Raw genomic sequence first — 20,347 nt, forward strand, 5'->3', positions numbered from 1 at the left:
CGGGCCAAACCCTCGCATTCTGCTGCCTTGCCTCAGGTCAGAAGAAGATTTTTGTGTACTCCTATATATAAAAAGGACAAAAACATTGAAAGTTGTCAGAAAAGTCAAGACGGCAGTGCGGCGTCATCCCGCTCAGGCTGCCTATCCCTCTGGTGGGCTGGAGGCGGAACCGCTACCTTGGACTGGGAGGAAAGTAGCGCGTCAGGACGCCGGCAGCTCTTCGGCGAAGCCCGGGGGGAAGTCATGGCTCAGGCCGGGGTCCTGTGGCACCTCGCAGCTTAGGCCGGAGGCGCGCAGGCCCTCGGTGGTGGCCAGAGTGGCGGGAGTGCCCTCGTCATGCTCAACCGGTAGGAACAGGCCCAGGCGCACCCGACAGGCATTGTGAGGCAGAAAGACCTGGTTCGCCTCCAGGGTGGGGCAGATCGCGATGAAGCCGATGGCGGGGATACCTCCCTCCTGCGCCAGGCCTGGAGCGATGCGCTTCCGGCACTGCTGTTGCTCCCAATGGATGCAGACCTCCTCTAGAGCACAGGCCTCCTCGTTCCAGCCAGCCAGACCATAAGCGACCGGTTGCGAAGAATAGGGCAGGACCACCTGCCAGCCGTGGGCCGTCATTGGCTGCCAGTACTCCAGCTCGGCCAGGGGACTACTCTGATTGCCATGTAGCACGAAGAGAGTCGGGTCAGGAAGAGGAACCGGGTTGTCCGGCTCCGGCACCAGAATGCCGGGGTGCGAGCGGCTCTGAGCCTCCGCGTAGCGCTCCTGACAGCTCTGGGTCGCAGTGGCAAAGGCGGGCAGCGAGCGTAACGGGTTGAGACTCTCGTCCTCCAACTGGGCTGGTCCAAACCACAGTTCCTGGGCAACAGCCTCCTCCAAGATCGCCAGCGCCTCCTCGAGCTTCCCCTGGCGGATCGTCAGATAGGCACGCCAGAGGATCAAGCCGGGGAGAGGTGCGCAGAAAAACGGTAGGTCCTCCTCAAGCAAAGCTTGCGCCCTGGCATATTCCTGCCGGCGATCCAGCTCCAGCACCTCGGACTGCAGTTGTCTGAAAGACTCAGAAGGCAAAGACATTGCAGCACCTTTCACCGGACCCAACGACTCAAGCTCAACCACAAAAGAGAGCAAAGCAGAGCTGCCGCCCTGGACTGACGAAGCAGCCAACAGCCTTTCCTTAGAGATAGGTAGATAGGTAGCTCCCCACCTCTCTCGCCAGGGCGGCGCCCCGCTCTGTCAGTGCAACGCCAGCGATGCAGCGCTTAGTTCACCCCATCGCCTGCCTGCAGGAAGCGTTCGTTAGGCTGATTCTCCCCTCTCCTTCTTGTAGCGGGCGATCAACTCCTGCTGGATCTGGGGAGGAACCTCCTCGTACTGATAGAACTCCATCTTGAAGGTCCCGCGACCCTGAGTGAGGGAGCGCAGGTCTGTGGCGTAATGGAGCATTTCAGCCTGGGGGACCTGAGCGCTGATCTTCTGCATGCCATTGCCAAGGGGTTCCATGCCCAGGACTCGCCCGCGTTTCGTATTGATATCGCTCATCACGTCGCCCATCACCTGCTCGGGCACGATAACTGTCACGTTCATCACCGGCTCCAGGATCGTCGGGCTGGCCTGGGGCACGGCCTCCTGCATGCAGATCGAAGCGGCGATCTCGAACGACTGGGCGGAGGAGTCGACCGGGTGATACTTGCCATCGACCAGAGCCACCTTGACATAGACCATCGGGTTGCCGGAGATGAAGCCGCGCTTCAGCGACTCGCGCACACCCTTCTCGACGCCGGGGACAAACTGGCTTGGAACCACGCCGCCCACAATGCGATCTTCAAAAATGAAGGTATCGGGGCCACCGATGGGCAGCGGCTCAATCTCTAGCCAGACGTCACCAAACTGACCATGTCCGCCCGTCTGGCGTTTATGGCGTCCGTTGGCGCGCGCCTTCTTGCGAATCGTTTCCCGATAGGGGATGTGGATATCGCGCACCTCGAGATCGATGCCGAAGCGCCGCTTGATCATATCAACGGCAACCTGGATATGGGTCTCGCCCATACCTGAAATGCGGGTCTCGCCCGTTTCGGAATCGCGCGTCACCCGCAGCGTGCGGTCCTCTTCCACCAGGCGCGTCAAGGCGTTGCTCATCTTATCGAGATCGGCCTTGCTCTTAGGGAAAACGGCCACCGTAAAGCACGGCTCGGGGAACTCGATCGGCTCCAGGGCGGTGGTGATCTCTTTGCTGCCCACCAGCGTATCGCCCGTGTGGGTATTGGCCAGCTTAGCCACCCCGCCGATGTCGCCGGCGGCGATCTCTGTGGCATTCTCCTGAGCCTTGCCGCGGGGAACGATCAACTGACCGATGCGCTCCTCGGCGTGGGTATGGACATTGAAGACGTGGCTATCGGCTTTCAGGGTGCCGCTGTAGACGCGGAAGAGGGAGATCGTGCCAACCTGAGCGGCGGCAGTTTTAAAGACGAAGAGGGCCAGCGTCTCGCCCAGAGCGCGGACCTCATCAGGCAACGCCTCGGCAGCGCTGGGCAGATAGTCGAGAAGCGCATCGAGTGCGGTCTGCACCCCAACGTTTCTTAGCGCGGACGCGCACACCACGGGCACCAACTCGCCGCTGACCGTCCCCCGGCGCACCAGCGTGCGCAGCTCCTCCTCGCTCAGCTCCTCGCCTTCGAGGAACTTATCCATCAGAGCCTCATCGTTCTCCACCGCCGACTCGATCAGTTGCTCGCGGAAGGTCTTGACCTGCTCCTGCAGGTCGGGGGGGATAGCGACCTCCTGAACCTTATTGCCGCCTTCGAAGGTGAAGCCGCGGCCAGAGACCAGATCGACCACTCCCTTGAAGTTCGATTGGCTGCCGATGGGGATCTGAAGAGGAACCACCTTGAGGCCGAAGCGCGCCCGCAGAGCCTCTAGCGTCTGCTCGAAGGAGGTATTCTCGCGGTCCAGCTTGTTGACCAGGATCATACGCGGTAGCCGGCGCTCATCGGCATACTGCCAGGTGAGTTCGGTACCGACCTCGACCCCTTTCTCCGCCGTTGTCACGATCAAGGCGGCGTCGGCCACACGCAACGCTGCTTTGACTTCGCCCACGAAGTCAGGGTAGCCCGGCGTGTCGATCAGATTCAGCTTCTGACCCCGCCATTCCACCGGTACCGGCTTGGCATGGAGGGACATGCCTCGCTTCAATTCCTCCGGGTCGTAGTCAACGGCCGAGGTCCGCTCATCCACTTTACCCTGCCTGGTCACGGCCCCGCTGTCGTAGAGCGCGGCATCCACCAGCGACGTCTTGCCCGCTCCTACATGCGAGATCAGCGCTACGTTGCGAATCTGTTCTGCCGTGTAAACCTTCATGAAAACGTTGCGGCAGAACCCCTACCAGGATCGCTCCTGGCTGCGAGGTGCAGAATGCCGCCCCTCCTTTCCATGCATATTGTGTTCTTTTACATTTCAGTATCGTTATTTCATTCCAGTATCCTCAAGCGGATCGGCCCCCTGCAACACTCCTCAGAACCGGCGGCAGGCGCGGCGTCGCGGTCCACGGAGGTAGTATAACAGGATCGCCATCTTTGTTCAATCCTGTTTGAAGATGATCGGGGTTCGCTTTCTCTCATCTTTTGTTCAGCTTATTGCAGCAATGCGTGCTCGGGGACGCATCTGAATGACCTGGCAAGTCTCTCCTCGTCTGGCTTGCAGCCACAACCATTTACAGATGCCGGGGGCCATGCTACACTAAACCCACCAGCCGTTGCGCGAGATCAGCTTCGGTGGTCAGCTTGTTTTCCCTTGCGCATCTTTGCTCGCTCAGCCTGACCGAGAAAGGAAAGGCGCTTGATATCCGCAGAGGCGCTCGGGTCTGATGGGCTGGATCTGACGTGCTGGGCCTGGTCCGGTCTGATAGGGAGGGACCACTTGATGGCAGCATGGGGGATGGAGAGAGCGCCGTGACCCGCTCGCTCCACTCACTCACTCTTGCCTCTTCCGTGCTCCACTCGCCTGCCTGCCAGCTAGCCAGCCTGCCAGGATCCCCAGGTCCCTCCGGCTGATCCGCTGTTCCGCTGCTGGCTCCCTCTGGCTCTCTGGTGGCGCTCTCGCCGCTAGCGGTCGCTCTGGCAGGTCCGCAACAAAGCTGTATGGCGACAGCCAGAGAGTCCAGTCGCGGCGCTTTTTCTGTCGCGCGAGCCGTATTTCTTTCTGATGCTTGCTTGATTGCTCGGCGCGTCTCTTCTGTTCTGGCCGGTCAGTTCATCGGCCAGGCAGGGAAGCTGACTGGTTGATTGGCTGACAGGCTGGCTGCTAGACGCTAAACTGCCTGTGCGGGAGGAAGGAAGGATACTGATGACGGTTGATATCAGTGATATCGAGGCCATTCTTGCCAAGCAAGAGGACTGGCGTCAGAGGCAGTGCATTAATCTGATTGCCAGTGAGAATACCCCCAGCCCGGCGGTGCGCCGCGTCCAGAATTCTGATTTCATGGGGCGCTATGCGGAAGGCCACCCCAACGAGGGAGAACGCGTTAATCGTTACTATCAGGGAACGCGCTACATTGATGAGATCGAGCGAATGGCGCGAGAGGAGATTTGCGATCTCTTCGGGGCCAGGCAGGCTGACGTGCGTCCAATCAGTGGCAATGCTGCCAATACGGCCATCGCCCTCGGTTTCCTGCGGGGTGGCGATACGATTGTCGTCAACTCGACCGATGCGGGGGGGCATATCAGTCATGGGGCTGTTGGTGTCTTCGGACGGCGCATTCAGACACGCGGGCAGTCCTTGAAGGTCGGTGGGCCGCAAGCTATCAATCTCCACTATCTGCCCCTCACCGAGGACCGCTATCATGTTGACGCGCAGAAGACCATCGAGCTGATCGATCGCGTCAAGCCGCAGATCGTGGTCATGGGCAAGAGCCTGTTCCTGTTCCCGGAGCCGGTAGCCGAGGTGGCGGCCTTCTGCAAAACCAGGGACATTCCGCTGCTTTACGATGGTGCCCACGTGCTTGGTCTGATCGCCGGTGGCCAGTTCCAGTCTCCGCTGCAGGAAGGAGCCACCTGGATGACGGGCAGTACGCACAAGACCTTTCCGGGGCCGCAGCGCGGCGTGATCCTGGGCAATATGGATGAAGAGACGGCGAAAAAGTACTGGCCGCCTGCCGATCGAGGGGTCTTTCCTGGTTCTTCGAGCAACCATCACCTCTTCTCGCTGCCGGCCCTGCTGGTAGCGATCCGCGAGATGAAGCGTTACGGGCGCGAGTATGCTGCTCAAATCGTGCGCAACGCTCAGGCGCTGGGGCAGGCTCTTGATGAGCTGGGCACGCCGGTGGAGGCGCGTGAGTTTGGCTACACGCGCAGCCATATGATCGCCGTGAATGTGGCGGCCTGGGGCGGCGGTGTCGAGGTGGCCAGACGCCTGGAGGCCAACGATATTATCGTGAACTACAACATGCTGCCCGGCGATGCTGATCCGCGCAATCCCTCGGGCCTGCGCATCGGGGTGCAAGAAATGACGCGCTTCGGCATGGATGAGCGTGCGATGGGTGAGCTGGCCCAGCTGATCCACGATGCGATCCGCGGCCAGCAGGTGCGTGAGGCTGTCCATCGGCTGCGCGCGCGCTATCTGGAGATGCGCTATAGCTGATCCTGCGTGGCTGCTACCGGGGCAGCCTGTCGGAGTGTTGCTGCGCCAGGGACGCTCTTGTGGCAATGGCTGGCCAGATTGCCGCCAGGCTGATCGTAGGGGGCCGGCCTGCGGTGCGGACCTTCGCCCGGCCCGCGGCGGGCCGACCCCCTGGCAGCACGTTCCGGACAGGCTAGGGCTGGAGACCATGCTGGCGTAGCAGGTCGAGGAACCACTCTTCATCGTGGATCTGGACGCCGGCTCGCCGGGCCTTCTCGAGCTTGGAACCGGGGTCTTCTCCCACGATCAGGTGGGTCAACGAGCGACTGACGCCGCTGGCGACGCTGCCGCCGAGCTGGCGCACGGCCTCCTCTGCCTGTGCACGTGTCAGCTTGGCCAGTTTGCCCGTGAACAGGAAAGACTGACCGCTCAGCGGTCCGCTGGGGCGCTCTTCGACGGCCATGTTGAGGCCGGCCTGGCGTAAGCGCTCGATGAGCTGGCGATTCTTCTCCTGCTGCAGCCAGGTATAGAGGCTGTGCGCGCTCTTGGGTCCCACACCAGGGATCGCCATGATCTCCTCTTCGCTGGCTGTCAGCAGGCGATCCATTGAGCCAAAGTGCTCGGCGATCAGCTGGGCCGTCTTTTCGCCGATATAGCGGATATTGAGGGCGAAGAGCAGTCGCCAGAAGGGACGCTTCTTGCTCGCCTCGATAGCTTTCAGCATATTGTCGGCGCTCTTCTCTTTGACGCCCTCCAGTTTGAGCAGTTGCTCGCGCGTCAGGTCGTAGAAGTCGGCTACCGTTTTGATGTAGCCCGCCTTGACCAGTTGCTCGCACTGCTTTTCGCCAATCGTCTCCAGGTCCATCGCCCCTTTCGAGGCGAAGTGAATGACGCTCTCCAGCAGGCGCGCCGGGCAGTCCGTGTTTGGGCAATAGGCGATGGCCTCATCCGGCAGGCGCATGATGGGCGTCTCGCAGACGGGGCAGCGCTCGATGGGAGTATAGGGGCGTTCTTCGCCGGTGCGCCGCTCGACGATAGGTTTGACCACCTGAGGGATGACTTCGCCGGCCCGCTGGACGATGACCCAGTCGCCAACGCGCAGGTCCTTGCGCTGAATGTCCTGCTCATTGTGCAGGGTGGCCCGCGAGACGGTGACGCCGCGGATATTGACCGGCTCCAGCATGGCCCAGGGATTGACCGAGCCAGTGCGTCCGATGTTGATGCGGATATCGAGCAGGCGTGTGGCGACCTGGATAGGGGGATATTTGAAGGCGATCGCCCAGCGCGGCTCTCGTCCCACATAGCCAAGTTCCTGCTGCTGGGCCAGGTCGTTGATCTTGATGACAACGCCGTCGATCTCGTAGGGCAGGTCGAAGCGCTTCTGCTCCCACTCGCGGCAGTACTCCAGTACTTCGTCGAGATCGCGGGCCCGTCGGTTGTGGGGATTGACCGGGAAGCCCCATTCGGCGATGAGTTGCAAGGCCTCCCAGTGGGTGCTCAGGTCGCGGCCCTCGAGGTAGCCGATCTGGTAGCCAAAGAAGTCCAGGTTGCGCTCGGCAGTGATGCGCGGGTCTTTCTGGCGCAGGGAGCCGGCGGCGGCGTTGCGCGGATTGGCGAAGAGTTTCTCGCGCGTCAGCGAGGCGTTGAGCTGCTCAAAGCTCTCGATGGTCATGTAGATCTCGCCACGTACCTCAACTCGCGGCGGGGGGTTGGGATCGCGCAGGCGCTGAGGAATGCAGCGAATGGTCCGCACGTTGGGGGTCCAATCCTCGCCGATGAGGCCATCGCCGCGCGTGGCCCCCACGCTTAGCCGCCCCTGTTCGTAGGTCAGGGCCATGGCCAGCCCGTCGATCTTCAGCTCGCAGACATACTCAAAGGTGGCGTTGGGCAAGATGTTCTGCGCCCGTCGTTGCCAGGCCAGTAGCTCTTCTTCGCTGCGCGCGTTGGCCAGGCTGAGCATGGGGACGGGGTGGCGATGCTGCCGCACTTCGGGAAGCGGCGCCCCGCCGACTCGCTGCGTCGGCGAGTCGGGCGTTTGCAGCTCGGGGTGCTCCTCCTCGATGCGCCGCAGCTCCTGCATTAGCTGGTCGTATTCTGCGTCGGTTAAGGTTGGATTGTCGAGAACGTAGTATTGATAATTGGCCTCTTCTATACGACGGCGCAGCTCTGCTACGCGCGCGGCCAGCTCTTCGCTCTCGCTGGCTTTGCCCGTCGCCTCCTGGCCAGGCTCGACGCCGGTCTGTTCCTGTTCGGGTTCAAATAGCTGATCGGCCATCACGCTTGCCTCCCCGAAAAAAGATCTCGCTGGAATGCCTCCCCACTTGTCTTGTTCTTTTGAGAAGGGCCGAGACGGGAAAAGAAGAAGGAAATCTCTGATCTCTCTGCCTGTCTTCTGTTGTCCGCCAGCCCTGCCCAGCCGCCGCTGCTGAGGCAGGATGGGCACGTTCTGGGCCACCCGTCAGATGAGGGACTTTCAGGTCTGGCTCCCTTTCCCGAGAGGGGCATTGCCCCTGGGCTAGCCCACCTCTCCCACCGGTTGATGCCGCTGAGATGTATGGCTCCGCTGGTCGACTCCCTGTCAGCGCTGCTGAACGGCAGGGGACGACAGAACGTGCTTTCCTATCGTATCACATAGCGGCAAATGGGGAGAGGGTGGGGGGCAGCTCTCTCTCTCCCTGGAGCGGCTGGGCCACATTAGGATTAGGGCAGGGAAAAGCCAGGCAGAGAGAGATCCTGCCTGGCTGCATAGACGGCACGCCTTCCAGGGCGCACTTTGGGGACTGGCCTGACCTGACTGCGCTCAAGCAGGTTAGGTTCCACGCTCCTGGACGCCATGGCAAAGGGAATGAGAGGCCGGCCGTTGTGTTGTTCTTTCCCCTGCTCCGCTGAAGGCGGTGCTCAGCGCTGAAGGAAGGAACGAGAAGTGTCAAACGCTCCGCGAGCTGCTCCAGTCCTGGGCAAAGGTCTGCTGAAGAACACTAAGGATGTGCTGATCGGAAAGGACAATACCTAGCTCACGGTTGTGATCGAGCGATTGGCTCGAGAAGTTCTCGGAGCCAACGAAGGCTTTCTCACCGTCGACAATCATCATTTTGGCGTGCATATAGAGCTGCTTATCTTCGCGCACCTGGGCGCCTCCGCGCTTGATAGTCGCGATGCCGCTGCGGTTGCTATCGGAGGAGCCACTCTGATAGGGCAGAATCATCTGCACTGTGACACCCCGCTGAGCTGCAGCGGCCAGCTCTTGCTCGATGGAGTCGTCGACCAGCTCCTCCGCTTCGATGAGCAGCGATTTGTGAGCGCTTTTGATCAGCGATTCAAGGATGCTGCGCGAGTTGATGGGACTGACAACCAGGTTGGGATTGTCGAGAGAGACCTGGGTGCGGTTCCAGTCAGCCTCGAAGATAGCGCTGACGGCCTTGACATCGGCGGGGTTGGTGTCGATGATGCCATATTCGCGGTTTTTGGTACTGCCGACGCCGAGGGCGGCGTTCGTCAGGTTGCAGGTCATGATATAGGCCGTGGTCCCGTCGATGATCATGCCTTTCTCATGGGTCAGGGTGAAGGCCGGGCTAGTCGCCTTGACTTTGACCCCGGCTGCCCTCAGGCGATCCATTGTTTCCGTCGGGGAGATCGAACCGCCGCCGTAGGGATGGGTCTCCAGCATCACGCGCACATCGAGACCGCGGTTAGCTGCCTCCTCAAGGGCGTTGATGACGCTCCGGTTGGTCAATAGATAGAGTTCGAGCCAGACCGAGCGGCGGGCGCCGTTGATGGCGTTTGTAATGACGCCTGTTCCGGCATCTGGCTCAACAAAGACTTGCAGCCCTTGCTGAGCCCCGCTGCCAACGGCAACGGTCGGCGAGGCCACCAGGGTGCTCCCGCCGGCAGTAATGTCGACGTTGCAGGCGCTCAAGAGCAAGAGGAGACAGAAGAGCAAGGGAAAAAGGCCCTTCTGCCAGAGAGCAGTGGTGCGTTCGGCGTACCTGTTCATCCTCATCGAAGCGACTCCGTTCCATGATCCTCAGAATAGAGGCTGGTGTTAGCCTCTCCAGCCTTATCATATCCTGCTCAGGCTACAGGCAGACAGCGCAAGAGTAGTCCTCTCTAGATAAGCACGTCTTGGGAACCAAAGGAGCGTCAAGGGCAGGTCTGCCGGTTGACGATGGCGCGCGGAATGGGGTCGACCTGAACCTGAGCCTACCAGGTACGCCAGCGGCGCTTCCGAAGCGACTGGGTCCGGTCAGCCAACAACAAAGATAATAGAACCGAACCGGAAAGAGGAGGCTGCGAGGGCTAGACCCGCCTCGCCTGGTTGGGCCTCTCTCTCCGGTCGGTCGATCGGTTGGTTGGCTCTGAAGGGACTGGCTCTTGCTCGCGCAGAGGCGCAATGACACTAGGAGCGAGCCCGCTCCTGAAGGAGGCTCCGGATACGCCCCAGCAAGGGGACGAGCTGCTTCTTACGCGAGACCAGCCCCTCGACCTCGATGGAATGCCCGTCGGATCCGAGCGGCGCTCCAAGCGCGCTAGCCACTGCCTGCTCGCCACCCTGAATCAGCAGTCGGCAGCGCATATTAATGATATCGACGATCATGAAAAGGAAGACGCCATAGCCGCGCTCCTGAGAGAGCCGACGCATGGTTTCCAGCAGCTCCGGACTGCGTTCCTCGATCAGCTGCGGGGTGGCCGTCTCAACGGTGCCGATGGCGAAGCGCAGGCCGCCGACGGGATACTCCTTGAAATCGGCGGTGAGGAGAGCCTCGGGGCTGCGCTCGGCCAGATCGGAGGCTGCTGCGGCAAAGATAGCCTGCCCGTAGGCTTCAAGGTCCTCGCCTGTCAGCCTGGCCAGCTCGGCGGCCACCTGCTCGTCGCGCTCGGTTGTCGTTGGTGAGCGGAGGATCAGGGTATCGTAGAGGAGACCGGCCAGCAGCAGGCCGGCGGCCTCGCGGGAAATGGGTACCCCGGCCTCGTGATACAGGCTGACAATGATGGTGCCCGTGCAGCCTACCGGCTCGGCCCGGAACATGATGGGCTTGCTCGTGTGGACGTCGGCGATGCGGTGGTGGTCGATGATGGCCAGCAGATCGGCCTCCTCGATGCCATCGACAGCCTGGGCGCGTTCGTTGTGATCGACAAGCACAATACGCCTCGGGCGCGCGTTGAGCATATCGGTGCGCGAGAGGTAACCGACCAGCCGCCCTTCTTCGTCCAGCACCGGAAGCGAGCGGTGACGGGCCAGCAGCGGCTGGACTTCGCTCATCAGGTCTTCCGGCCTGCAGGAATCGAAGTCGCGATTCATAATCTCGCTGGTCTTCATGCTCAGGTTGATGAGGCGCACCGCGGTGAAGGTGTGATAGGCGGTGCTGATGACGAGCACGCCCTGTTTGCGGGCCGCGGCCAGGGTGCGCTCGGAGACCAGTAAGTCGCCGGTGATGACCAGGGCGGCGGCGCCGGCCTCGATAGCGGCCAGTTGGGCATCTTCGCGGTCTCCCAGGACGACCAGACAGCCTGGCTCTAGGTATTCGCGCATGGTGGCTGCCTGCATGGCGCCTACCAGGATGCGGTTGCCCAACTTGCGCCGTCCCTCGACGAGCACTCGCCCGTGGAGAACGCGCACCAGGTTGTCGCGTTCCAGGGGGACGCGATTGACCGCCTGCGGATCGAGGTCCTTGAAAAAGAGCTTGGCCAGATCTTCGACGGCGATGATCCCCTGGACGCGGCCCTCGTCGTCGATCACAGGCATGGCCCGCCGGTTGTGCTCCTGCAGCAGGCGCCCGGCTTCCAGCAAGGGTTGATCGACGTGGATACTGATGACGCCGCGCCGCATAACGTCGCGCACCTGCAGATAAACGTCTTCCAGGGCCTCTGGGGGCTCAACGCCATAGCGCTCTAAGACAAAGTGTACCTCGGGTTTAATGGGGCCATGCCGCGCGGGGACGGCCTCCTCCCCCTGAGCCTGTAGCAGGCGCGCGTAAGCGTAGGCCGAGGCGATCGAGTCGAGATCTGACTGTTTATGTCCAATGACGTAGATTGGCTGTCCCATGCTTGCTGCTTCCTCCAGGCCGGCGTCCCCTCTTGGAATGAGCACCGCCGTGCTAGCGGTCGCGGCCTTGGCTGCGAGAGATGAACAGTAGTACGCCTATCAGTATAACAAAAAGCAGGATCAGGCCGGTAGCTACGCCGATGGTGAGCGCAGTGGGATTGACCATGCTTGTTGAGGGGACGGTCGTGCTGGCACTGGCCTGGGCGACGGTAGTGACGCGGTCGCTGAGTCGGTTATCTGGCTGAGGCAGCCTGATGCCAGGATTGCCGGACGGCATACCGTTATCGAGGGAGCGCGCATAGGGATTGGCGTAGCCCGGTGGCTGGCGGCTCACGAGGAGCCTCTTACTGATAAGGCGCTGGGCTCCGTTGGCCGCTGTCACTGTAAGCCTGAGCTGATACTCTCCCGCCTGGCGATAGACATGGCTGACACGCTGGCCGATGGCCTGCTCGCCGTCCCCGAAATCCCAATGGTAGCTGAAGCTCTGGCCTGACGAATGGGAGCCGGGCAGCAGAGCGGTCTGAGCTTCGATGGTCAGAGGCTGGCCGGGCTTGGCCCTGCCAAGGTCGCCGATAGCTGTCAGTGGGCGACCATCGCCGGGTGAGGCCCCCAGGAGCGTGGGCTGATTGAGGAGCCAGGTTGTGAGCATGGCTGGCAGGGTCAGGGCTAAGGTCAGAGCCTGAGATTGCTGTGAGCTGCCGTCGGCGAACGTGTTCATCAGCTGAACGGTATCTTCCGGCTGGTCATAGGGGTATCCCGGCGTGGCAGCTGTGCTGTAGTAGCTGGAGTTGCCGACCAGAGTCGCACAGGCTATCCCCGCCAGCGTGAAAGGTACCTGATCACTGCTCCCAAGGCGATCGTCCTCACGAATCACTTCTCGCTGCTGGTCGGGAGTGAAGATCGGTTCGAAAATATCCTGTTGCTGCTGCCCGTGGTAAGATAACATCTGATAGCCCTCCGCGTAGAGTTCGGCGAAGACCGCTGGGACAGCCTGGTCTAGCAGATCCCTCAACTGGCGAATGCGCTGGCGTTGCTCCCCCGGGAGGGCGCTCTGCTCTGGATAGAGGCGGTTGCTCGTCAAGGGGGAGAGGTCGACATAGAGAGGGAAAAAGGGATTGGCGGCCTGGCCAAGATAGCGCACAGGGTAGGCGATGCCGCTCTGTTCCTCGTTGATCATAGCGATGATGTTCCCCAGATCGCCGTTCATGGCCTCGTTGACGGCCTGGAAAGAGCCGTACAGTCCCTGCTCTTCGGCATCGAAGAGGAGGAAGCGGAGCGTGCGAGCCGGATAAAGCCCGTGCTCGCGCCAGTAGCTGGCCAACGCGCGGGCAATGCCCAGCTCAATGGCGCAGCCGCTGGCGTCGTCATAGGCAGATTGTGTTGAGAAGGCCATGCCGTCGTAGTGGCAGCCGATGAGAACGATCTGCTCGGGATGCGAAAGGCCGGGGATGCTCACCTCGACATTGAAGGCGGGCACCGTGGCTGGACGATTGAGCCAGCCTCGGATGGCGAAGGGCATGCGCGTCACTTGCGGATCGAAACCGGCCAGATTGCGCAGCATTTCCGCGCTCCAGTAAGCGGCAAATTCATCATGGCCGTTGATAGTGGGCGGTAAGTTGCGGTCATAGCCGGCCTCGCGTCGCAGGAAATGCGTTGCCAGGTAGGCAAGCTGCTGATAAATATAGTTGCTGTCTACAGTGGGAAAGCTGGCTGTCTCGGGGCGGCCTGCGCCGGCCCTGGCTGGAGACGGTGGACTGCCGAACCAGAGCGGACCAAGCAGGAGAAGGACCAGGAGCAGCCATTGGCTGATGGCGGCCTGGCGAGCGCCTGACGCCTGGAAACCTGACCTGGCTGGTAGTTGCATAGATTCCCTCCGCGTGATACCTGCTAGCTGAGCACAGGAGAGGATTGGAGCCGACAGGATCGCCGCCTTCCTGCGCCCTGACTCTAAGCCCGTTGCGCTTGCTTGGGCCTGCTTGCCCTGCTGCCAGGCTCTTCCTCTTCGGAGAACCGGCAACATCAGGCTCTCATTCCCTCCTCTAGAAAAGGACGCTTACTTATCCCCTTCCTGACGATAGCCATTTTGGGTGGAAACCGCCAGCTCGCACAAAGAGCAGCATGCTTGTTCGTGGATTCCCCCCAGAGAAGCCGTAGACGGGCGGAGAGATCCTCAGAAGAGGGGAGACAAGCATGCTAGAGGTCATCATAGAAGACAGCCTCTCTGGATTGCGGTATCCAGTCGAGGTTTCGGGCGATGCGCCGCTCTGGTCGTTGGTGCCGGCCCTGGTCAAGGTGCTGAGGCTGCCACAGGAGGATAGTGCTGGCAACCGTCTGAGCTATCGTTTGAGCCGGGCGCAGAGTGGAAGCGAGTTGCCGCGCGAGTTGAGCCTGGAGGCTGCCGGAGTGAAAGCGGGCGAGTGCTTACGGCTGCAGCCCTACGTTGTCAAGCCCATTGCTGGCCGGAGGGTGCCGGTAGAGGACGGGCTGCACGATGCGGTGACGCTGACCGATGCCACGGCCTTACCGGCGCTGGAGGTGGAGGAGGCTCGGACCTCTAAGAGTGGCGGGCAAGCGGTGGGAAGAAAGCGCTCGCGCCGCTTGGCCCTGAGCCTGCTCGGCCTGACGGCGCTGGGGGCAGCGGGAGCAAGCGCGGGCTACGCTGCCTATCGCTCTGGCCTCCTGGCAGGGTGGCTGACAATGCTTCTGCCACAGACCAGACCTGCGGCGACCGCCGTACCCAGGCAGATGCCAACGCCGACCACGGCACCCTTGCCCACCAGCGCGCGGGCCGCTCTCGTCTTCACTCAGCACCGACAGACCGTGCGAGCGCTGACCTGGTCGCCTGATGGAAAGTTGCTGGCCAGTGGCTCGCTTGATGGGCAGCTACTGGTCTGGAACACTCAAGGGCAGGTCCAGCATACCTTTGCCATCAATGCTGCCGTGCGTACCCTGGCCTGGTCGCCGGATGGAACACAGCTTGCCTTGGGGGCCGGTCCGGCAGTGCAGTTTCTCGACCCCTACAATGGCACACCACTCACGCAGCCGTTGAGACAACACGCCGCTACCGTAACCGCTGTAGCCTGGGCACCACATGGGCAGGCACGCCTGGTCTCGGCCAGCCTCGATAAGCTGGCCATTGTCTGGGACGGCAAGCTCTGGCGCCCCCTGCAGGTATTCAGGCGCCACACCAGTCCACTGGAAGGCGCCTCCTGGGCGGCGGATGGCCTGACGATTGCCACTGCCTCCACCGGAGGACTGGTGCGTGTCTGGCGGGCCGATAACGCCCAAGAGGTGCATGGCTACTATCTGGACGGTCAGCTTACCCTGCGTACCCTGGCCTTCGCTCCCACGGGCATGCAACTGGCTGTCGGAGGCGACGACGGTCAGATTCGCCTCTGGAACGGTCTGACGTGCCAGCAGCAACGGACAGGCGCTTTTGGCACCCAGTGCGTCGACGGACCGCAGCGCCTACGCCTGCACACGCAGCCGTTACGGGCGCTGGCCTGGTCGCCCGATGGCAGGTTGCTGGCCAGCGGCGGCAACGATGGCCTGCTGGCCGTCTGGTATCCGGCCGGCGGTCAGACCCCGCTCTTGAGTGTCCGGGTGGGGGCGCCGGTACTCTCCCTGCACTGGTCGGCCGACGGGCGTAGCATCGCCACGGCGGCGGGGAATCGGGTCACTCTCTGGCAGCTCATGTAAGCGGAGGGGCGGCCACGGCTCGCTCCCAGGACGCGGAACCCTAGTTGTGGCTGGCCGCTTCGACAAAGGCCACAAAAGCCTCCAGATCGCTCCGTGCGCGCCTGGCGAGCGGGCTAGATGGGGCGGGCACTGCCTCCAGGGCGGCCCGCGCCCGGCGACATTGCTCGGCCAGGAAAGCCTGACAGGCAGGGCGGGTCTCCGTGCGGCCAAAAATGGCCAGAATCTCGTTCACCTGCTCTTCGCTGAGAGGCGTGCTTTGCTGATAGAGAGCAAGCAGCCGCTCGCGGTCCAGCGCTTGCGCGTGAGCCAGGGCGTGGAGGACCGGCAGGCTTTTTTTGCGCCGATAGATATCGCCAGCGGGATTTTTTCCTAACTCGTCGAGACTGGCCCAGACGCCCAGCAGATCGTCGCGAACCTGGAAGGCCAGGCCAAGAGCCTCGCCGAAATGGCGCAGGCGCTCGACGATCTCCTCGTCCCGTGTGCCCAGCAAAGCCCCCATTTCGGCCGCGCAGGCCATCAAGGCAGCGGTTTTGCGTCGAATCATTTCGATGTAAGCCTCGACCGAGACATCTACGCGCGTCTCAAAGAGCATGTCCAGGTACTGACCCTCGGCAATCGTCAGACAGGTGCGGTCGAGGAGCGCGGCCAGGCGGGCGGCAAGGGCGGGGTCAACCCCGGCCTCCAGCACACCCCAGAGGGAGAGGCGGCTGAGAGCGAACAGGCCATCGCCGGCGTTGATGGCCTGAGGCACACCCCAGAGCTTCCAAACTGTCGGGCGGTGATGACGCTCGCTGTCCTCATCCTCGATGTCATCGTGGATGAGAGTGAAATTATGGGTTAGCTCGATGGCCGCCGCCGCCGGCAAGGCCCGCCGGAGATAGCGACGCGGCTCATCCTCCTGGGGAAGCTCTCCCCAGGCCCCAGCAGCTTCGTAGGAGAGGAGCAGCAGGGTAGGGCGCAGGAGCTTGCCTGTCTGGGCCGCGATGGGGCGAAGCTCCGCGTCGACCCAGCCCAGATGATAGCGCATCTGGCCATAGTAACCCTGCAGGAGACTGCTAGTTCCTTCCCCAAGAGAGGCCGTGGCGCGGGCCACGGCCTCCCGGAGTGCGGCCTGAATCTCCTCGCGATAACGCTGGAGGGTTGCTTGAACGGTAGGTGAGATGGCCATGCTTCTCCACAGAAAACTTTTTCCCTATCTTAGGGGTGAAAGTGAAAAAAGACAAGAGCCGCGATGGTCCCCAGCAGTGTCACCCAGCGCGCCAGCCCCTTGAGGCCGCCCACGTAGGAGAGGGGGGCACAGAGATCGCAGTAGCGAATCGTGTATTGGTAGCGATGGCCACGCAGTCCCTCGCGGACAATAACGACATCTTCGTCTTTCTTTCTTGTATGTAATTCTTCGCAGATGTAACGTCCACAACCTTTACAACGGTATTGATCGATAAAATGAGAAGTTCGGGAGATTGACCACTGGTCTGGATAGACCGGGACGCCACAGACATAACAGACCTGGATCTCGGCGAGGCGGAGCTGGCGCTCGGCGCAGGGCGAGTGCTGCTGCTTCGGAAAATGCTCCTGGCAGAAGCTGCGGTGGCAGTCGGGGCAGCGCCCCAGCGCCTCCTGGTCGCACTCGCGGCAGCGGCGCGACAAACTGAGCGTCTGTTGGCGTCGGCGCGTCGTAATGGGGTCTTCCATCGTCTCTGCTTCCTCTGCTCTTTCTTATAGTTGAATAGTCAAGCGGCGTGATCAGCGAGTTACCTGCTGAAGCACGGGTAGTTGGTTTGGCTGGCCGACTGGCCTGGCTAGGAGAGCAATATCTCTATCTCTCTGTGTAGTATAGCATGAGGGGCCTACCTGTGCCGCATCGTAACCGGGATGACCTGGCGGGGGGGCGGCAGGCGAGGGCCAGGGCTTGTGCCTGTCTGGGAGCGACTTCTCGAACTGGCAGGGCAGGCAGGCGGTCACACTACGTTTGCAGCCTGATGCCGCCAGAGGATAAGATAGTATAGGCATCAGGCTATCAGCCAGGTATCCGCCCGAGGAAGGATACTGAGAGAAGAGAAAGGATTGTGTGAGGGCAGCCAGCCATGTCCGTAGCAGCACTAGCGACAACCTTGCCACCGACGATCTGGGATCGCTATCGCCTCGAATGGGGCCAGCGCACCTACGTAATGGGCATCGTTAACGTGACCCCCGACTCCTTTGCCGGCGACGGCTTGCTTGCCACGGGCGCAGGTGCCTTAAGTGATCCCGCCGTGCGCGACCAGGTAGTGCAGCGCGCTGTCGCGCAGGCTCAAGAGTTTGTGGCGCAAGGGGCAACCTTCATCGACGTCGGGGGCGAATCGACGCGCCCAGGCGCCTCGCCGATTTCGCCTGCGGAGGAACAAGAGCGAGTCTTGCCGGTGATTCGGGCCTTGCGGGCCGCCTTGCCCGAAGAAATCATTATTTCCATCGACACCTATCGAGCCGAGGTCGCGCGCCAGGCGTTGGAGGCCGGGGCCAACGTGATCAACGACATCTGGGGCCTGCGCGCCGACCCTGAGATGGCAGCGCTGGCTGCCGAACGCGGCGTCCCCGTTATCCTCATGGCCAACATGCGTGGCTTTCACAAACGCGAGATCGTCAGCGATGTCCTGCGCTTTCTGGCGGGCAGCATCGAGATCGCCCTGGCTGCGGGAGTGGCCTGGGAGCGCATCATTATCGATCCGGGTATCGGCTTTGGCACCACTCCCGAAGAGAATCTTATCCTGCTGAGGCGCCTGAGTGAGCTGCGCAGCCTGGGACGTCCTCTGCTGTTGGGCACGTCGCGCAAATCGACCATCGGCCTGGTGCTGGGCGGACTTCCGCCTCACGAGCGCGTTGAAGGCACTGCCGCGACTGTGGCGCTTGGCATTGCTCAGGGGGCCGATATCGTCCGCGTGCACGACGTGCGGGAGATGATGCGCGTCGTCAAGATGAGCGATGCCATCGTACGCGGTGCCTTTTCTCTTCCAAATTCTTGAGAGAAAGGCGTAGCGATCGACGTGAACTATCAGGAAGCTCTTGCATACTTGTACAGCCTCAGTGACTACGAGCGAGGCGGTGGCTACGTGCGCGACCGCAACGAGAATCTGCCTCGCGAGCGCTGTCTATTAGAGGCCGTTGGCAATCCACACCAGGCCTACAGCTGCACTCTCATAGCGGGCACGAAAGGGAAAGGCTCAACGGCGGCCATCATCGAACGGGTTCTGCGCGAGGCGGGCCTGCGTACCGGACTCTACACGCAGCCGGACCTGCATACCTTTCGCGAGCGTATTCGCGTCAACGGGCGGCTCATCAGCGAAGAGGATGTAGCCAGGCTGGTGCCTGAGCTGCGTGCCGCCGTCGAGCGCATTGAGCGGGAGGGGCGTTTTGGTCCCTATATCACCTTTGAGGTCGCGACAGCCCTGGCCTTTCTCTATTTTGCTCGCCAGGGGGTCGAGCATGCCGTGATCGAGGTTGGCCTGGGAGGGCGGCTCGATGCCACCAATGTCACCCTGCCCCTGGTCTCGGTCATTACCTCCATTGGCTTCGATCATATGGAGGTTTTGGGCGATACGCTGACCAAGATCGCCACCGAGAAGGCCGGCATTATTAAGCCCCAGGGCACGGTGGTCACCTCGGCCCAGGCACCGGAGGCTTTGCTGGCCATCGCCGCTGTCAGTGAGCGGCAGCGAGCTGAACTCATCCGCGTCGGGCCGGCGGAAGGCGATCCAGCGCAGGAGGAGGTCCAGGCTGGCCGCCTGCCACCGCTGCGTTACCGTTACAGGCTAGACGAGCGCACCACGGAGAGGCAGCGCTTTAGTGTTGAGACTCCCACCCATAGCTACCGGGGGCTGGAGCTATCGCTCCTGGGCCAGCACCAGCTCGAGAATGCTACCGCGGCGATTGCCACGCTGGAGGCGCTGCGCCTTAAAGGGGTTCAGTGGAGTGAGGAGGCCCTTCGCTCAGGCTTGCGCTCGGTCTACTGGTCAGCTCGCCTGGAGATCATTGGGCGGCAGCCGCTGGTCGTGGTAGACGGAGCCCATACTGCCGAATCGATGCAGCGCCTCGTTGAATCCCTACGGGCCACCTTCCAGTTCCGCCGCCTGATTGTCGTCCTCTCGACCCTGCGCAACAAAGACATTGCGGGGATGGTGCAGGCTCTGGCCGCTGTTGACGCCGTAGTCATCACGACCGTTGCAAATCCGCGCTCGCTGCCTGTCGAGGAAATTGCCGACCAGTTCAGCCTGCACGCTCCCCAGGTGCCTCTCTATCGGGCAGGGACCAGCCGCCAGGCGATGGATCTGGCACTACGGCTGGCGCGAGCCGACGATGCCGTCTGCGCCGCCGGCTCGCTCTACCTGGCCGGCGAAGTGCTGCGCTGGGCAGCGGACCGGGGCAACCGGCAGGTGGCGGCGACCATTGAAGGCATTGATCACCCTGGCTAGGGAGCTAGCTGGCCTTCCCTTCCAGCTCGGCGCGCCGGCGGGCGTAGCGGGCGCTGCCCTTCTTGCCAGCCGCCGAGGCCTCCTCTGCTGTCCACTGGTGGGCCGTGCCGCGCGATTGCGAGGTGCGGCCCCCTTTGCTGGCGATCTCGCGTCGACGCTCGGGGCTGAGCGCGGCCAGCCCGCGCGGACGCCCCGTTTTCCCTATCGTCATGGTTAGCTCCTCTGCTCGATCTACGCCAAGCCCTTCTATATAGCTGCCGCTTGCTGGTGTCAGCCCCTATGCTGGTCTTCCCCCTTGTATCCGCCGCCATTGCGCCTCTGCCTCGGGTAGCGACAGCAGCCAAGCGCGCTGTATTGGCTCTTCTGTATACCAGGATAACAGAAGCTCAAATGTTCGGGCAAGCAAAACTATGGAAATCACCAAAATTCTCAGCGGTCTTTAAGACTGTCAACGTTTTGTGAGAGATTGAGCCGGACCGGCCAGCAGGCCTGGCAAGAAGGGGGCTGTCGCTCTGGAAGAAAAGGCCGGCTGCAACGTACAATACTGTAGAGC

The 20,347-nt window shown here is 62.0% G+C and carries 13 protein-coding genes; 4 read left to right on the forward strand and 9 right to left on the reverse strand.

The features are described 5' to 3' along the window. Window positions 1-201 precede the first annotated feature (201 nt). A complete protein-coding gene (locus ACFMO7_RS00960) occupies window positions 202-1,071 on the reverse strand; it encodes a hypothetical protein (RefSeq protein ID WP_376793668.1) in 870 nt (289 codons plus the stop codon). Window positions 1,072-1,293: 222 nt separating this feature from the next. After that, window positions 1,294-3,351, reverse strand: coding sequence for an elongation factor G (gene fusA / locus ACFMO7_RS00965; protein WP_376793669.1), 2,058 nt, complete (start codon window positions 3,349-3,351; stop codon window positions 1,294-1,296). A 984-nt stretch (window positions 3,352-4,335) separates the two neighbouring features. Here fusA and glyA point away from each other — a divergent pair. Then, window positions 4,336-5,628, forward strand: coding sequence for a serine hydroxymethyltransferase (gene glyA / locus ACFMO7_RS00970; RefSeq protein WP_376793670.1), 1,293 nt, complete (start codon window positions 4,336-4,338; stop codon window positions 5,626-5,628). Window positions 5,629-5,800: 172 nt separating this feature from the next. On the opposite strand, the gene ligA is transcribed toward glyA, so the two are convergent. The 4 genes from ligA to ACFMO7_RS00990 all read right to left on the reverse strand — a co-directional run bounded on the left by ligA (window position 5,801) and on the right by ACFMO7_RS00990 (window position 13,514). Then, window positions 5,801-7,882, reverse strand: a complete 2,082-nt coding sequence (gene ligA / locus ACFMO7_RS00975) for an NAD-dependent DNA ligase LigA (protein WP_376793671.1) — start codon at window positions 7,880-7,882, stop codon at window positions 5,801-5,803. 651 nt (window positions 7,883-8,533) lie between these two features. Beyond that, window positions 8,534-9,607 (reverse strand): phosphatidylserine/phosphatidylglycerophosphate/cardiolipin synthase family protein, encoded by a 1,074-nt coding sequence (locus tag ACFMO7_RS00980; RefSeq protein ID WP_376793672.1) that lies wholly within the window; start codon window positions 9,605-9,607, stop codon window positions 8,534-8,536. Window positions 9,608-10,003: 396 nt separating this feature from the next. Further along, on the reverse strand, window positions 10,004-11,650 hold the full coding sequence (locus ACFMO7_RS00985) for a putative manganese-dependent inorganic diphosphatase (protein WP_376793673.1): 1,647 nt from the start codon (window positions 11,648-11,650) through the stop codon (window positions 10,004-10,006). 52 nt (window positions 11,651-11,702) lie between these two features. Continuing rightward, complete coding sequence (locus tag ACFMO7_RS00990) at window positions 11,703-13,514, reverse strand: M28 family peptidase (protein WP_376793674.1); 1,812 nt, start codon at window positions 13,512-13,514, stop codon at window positions 11,703-11,705. Window positions 13,515-13,840: 326 nt separating this feature from the next. Between ACFMO7_RS00990 and ACFMO7_RS00995 the strand changes: the two genes are divergently transcribed. Further along, entirely contained in the window at window positions 13,841-15,349 is a 1,509-nt protein-coding gene (locus tag ACFMO7_RS00995; protein WP_376793675.1) for an EsaB/YukD family protein, read from the forward strand. A 40-nt stretch (window positions 15,350-15,389) separates the two neighbouring features. Here the strand turns inward: ACFMO7_RS00995 and ACFMO7_RS01000 are convergent, their stop codons facing one another. Together ACFMO7_RS01000 and ACFMO7_RS01005 are read right to left on the reverse strand one after the other, a co-directional pair. Then, complete coding sequence (locus tag ACFMO7_RS01000; protein WP_376793676.1) at window positions 15,390-16,517, reverse strand: polyprenyl synthetase family protein; 1,128 nt, start codon at window positions 16,515-16,517, stop codon at window positions 15,390-15,392. Window positions 16,518-16,546: 29 nt separating this feature from the next. Further along, window positions 16,547-17,041, reverse strand: coding sequence for a hypothetical protein (locus tag ACFMO7_RS01005; RefSeq protein ID WP_376793677.1), 495 nt, complete (start codon window positions 17,039-17,041; stop codon window positions 16,547-16,549). A 392-nt stretch (window positions 17,042-17,433) separates the two neighbouring features. On the opposite strand from ACFMO7_RS01005, the gene folP reads away from it, so the two are divergent. Further along, window positions 17,434-18,348 carry a dihydropteroate synthase gene (gene folP, locus ACFMO7_RS01010; protein ID WP_376793678.1) on the forward strand — a complete coding sequence of 305 codons (915 nt, stop codon included), beginning with the start codon at window positions 17,434-17,436 and terminating at the stop codon, window positions 18,346-18,348. A gap of 48 nt (window positions 18,349-18,396) precedes the next feature. Further along, complete coding sequence (locus tag ACFMO7_RS01015; protein ID WP_376793679.1) at window positions 18,397-19,794, forward strand: bifunctional folylpolyglutamate synthase/dihydrofolate synthase; 1,398 nt, start codon at window positions 18,397-18,399, stop codon at window positions 19,792-19,794. 4 nt (window positions 19,795-19,798) lie between these two features. Here the strand turns inward: ACFMO7_RS01015 and ACFMO7_RS01020 are convergent, their stop codons facing one another. Continuing rightward, complete coding sequence (locus ACFMO7_RS01020; RefSeq protein WP_376793680.1) at window positions 19,799-20,005, reverse strand: general stress protein; 207 nt, start codon at window positions 20,003-20,005, stop codon at window positions 19,799-19,801. Window positions 20,006-20,347: the final 342 nt, after the last annotated feature.

Origin of the sequence: Thermogemmatispora sp., from assembly GCF_042408735.1 — a bacterium.
Lineage (GTDB): Bacteria > Chloroflexota > Ktedonobacteria > Ktedonobacterales > Ktedonobacteraceae > Thermogemmatispora.